Source organism: Flavobacterium sp. UGB4466, assembly GCF_903469665.1.
Lineage (GTDB): Bacteria > Bacteroidota > Bacteroidia > Flavobacteriales > Flavobacteriaceae > Flavobacterium > Flavobacterium lipolyticum.
Map to the genome: position 1 here is coordinate 1 of NZ_CAGKLC010000219.1, position 2,265 is coordinate 2,265.

2 protein-coding genes are annotated in these 2,265 nt (G+C 31.7%); both read right to left on the reverse strand.

Features of this window, described 5'->3' with window-relative positions; translation table 11 throughout:
* On the reverse strand, positions 1-149 hold a 149-nt coding region (locus JO950_RS21705), incomplete at its 3' end, for a histone H1 (protein ID WP_202704509.1).
* 1,184 nt (positions 150-1,333) lie between these two features.
* Positions 1,334-2,080 (reverse strand): rhamnogalacturonan acetylesterase, encoded by a 747-nt coding sequence (locus JO950_RS21710; protein ID WP_202704510.1) that lies wholly within the window; start codon positions 2,078-2,080, stop codon positions 1,334-1,336.
* Positions 2,081-2,265: the final 185 nt, after the last annotated feature.

Below are 2,265 nucleotides of genomic sequence, written 5' to 3' on the forward strand. Positions count from 1 at the left end.
TTTCTAAACTCTTTTAAAAGTTTTTCAATTTCTAAAGTAGATTTACGCGCTCTTGGTCCAGCAGCTTTAACACCTTTTTCAGTTAATGATTCAGCCTCTGCTTTAAATGTTTCAATTTCGGCGTTGATTTTTACTAATAGATCGTTCATGCTTATAATTATTAAATTAAGTCGCAAAAATAGAAGTTTGAATGGGAGTTACAACACATTTGCTGTTAAATTTATCCTCATTTTTAGGTCTCTGACTTAACGATAAATTTACTTTTTCTCTTTTTTGCATTTCATTTTTCACAACAAACTAATAGTCAATATTTTATTTTCCACCCCTGATAACTCCTGCCCTGTAAGGCATTCCGTAGTATTTTCAATAAAATTTCATTTTGTAGCTTCAAAACACATCAAAAAACTAGATTTTCACCCCTTTCCGCAATTGAAATTCTTCCTATTTTTACAAAAAAACGTCAAATATGCGCCGGATTCGACTCAAAAGGCTTCAAAAATGAAGGTATTTGTCGTACCAAACTCCAACTATGAAAAATGGTTTATTCCCTTATTCTAGCTTTTACTTTTGCTAAAAAAATCTCTTACCCATCAATCAGATTCTTTCTACCCGGGTAACATTGCAATCAATAAATGCAATTAGTTTTTCTATTTTCTTGCTACAATTTTCTTTGTTTGAAATTGAGATAATATAACCATTTTTGTCTTTAATATATAACAGAAAACAGTCCTTAGTGAGAATTGCTTTCTCTATCTGGCACCATCTATGAGTAAATCCGCCTAGGGGGGAATGTACCTCTATAAATGAATTCGTAAAACTAAATTTGTACTGACGTGAAAAACGATCAAATTTTAATAATTTTCTAACCAATCGAAAAGTTACTTTGCAAATTGTATTTACTATTGGATAATGAAAAAGTAAAAAAAGGATCACCAAAAACAAGTCTTTTATAATCCATTGAAAAAAATCATTGTTCCCTTTCCAATCTGAATAAACAAAGACCAATAAAGTAACTGCTAAAAAAAACATTACTCTTTGTTTGTACAGATCTTTGAAGTACATCTTATGCAAATTACGTATCTCTGCAATATTCAAATCAAACTCCAATGAAAAAGTAGAGGTGCCCATATGCTGTTATCAGTGTTACTTATTAATAAATCATACACTTTTAACCTTCCTCTTCTCTTCTTAAAAAATAATGAAGAAGTAATTAAAGTATACAGCAAATTTAATTGTAACATTTTCTCTCAAGCACCACAATAAGCCATAAAACTATCGTAATAAGACAAATATGAAACTAATTTGTCTATTCGTTTTTTTTTGTATAAGTCTTCTATTTAATTCCTTTTTTTAATGCAGCCAGGGCAGGATCTGTTGCTGCTTTAATTTGATTGATTACCATTCTGGCAATTTCTGTGGCTCCTTTTAATGACAAATGGGTATCATCATTTTTATCGCTATCGTAATAGGCATTTTCACCGGCTTTAAAATGCAAATGCAGCAGTTTCGATTTTTCGGGGCCGTAGGTTTGTTCTAATATTTCTGTCAAATATTCGAGATCAATGAAAGGGACTTTAAATTCTTGCGCCACCAGTCTGGTTATTAAAGGATAATCACCGTGTGTGGGTATTAAAACTCCTTTTTCATTAAAATTACGTCTCGCGATGGAGCTTAACAATACGGGGGTTGCTCCCTTTTGGCGGCTTTCTTTTACAAACTTAATCAGGTTGTATCGGTAGCTGGTATGCGGGTTTGTATATCGGGTTGAATCTTCGATTTTTTCGTCATTATGGCCAAACTCGATGAAAACGTAATCTCCTTTTTTGAGTTTTTTATAAATCGAATCCCATCGTTTTTCATTGATAAAACTTTTGGTACTGCGTCCGTTTACGGCTTTATTTTCAACCACAATATTTTCGGTAAAGAAAGGCTGTAAAACCTGTGCCCAACCGTGTTCCGGATTGCGTTCTGGATCTTTTTTGTTGGCCATCGTAGAATCACCAATAGTATAAAGTGTTGTTTTCTGAGCGAAACAAGCCATTGAAAACAAACCGATAATTAGCAGATAATATTTAGTCATTTGATTTAAAATTAATCCGTTTAGTGTACTTCGAAAAAATAATATTTAACACATAGAAACATAGTTTCCTAATTTAAAAAAGAATACTACAGAGAAATATTTTTCTCTCACATAGCTGATGTATTTTTAAAAATTAGTACAACTTTTTAAAACCTAAAACAAAAAACTCAGTACCTTAGTACATT

Bases quoted from the DNA above. Each gene is read 5' to 3' on its own strand.
- JO950_RS21710 (WP_202704510.1), bottom strand. From the start codon at position 2,080: ATGACTAAATATTATCTGCTAATTATCGGTTTGTTTTCAATGGCTTGT.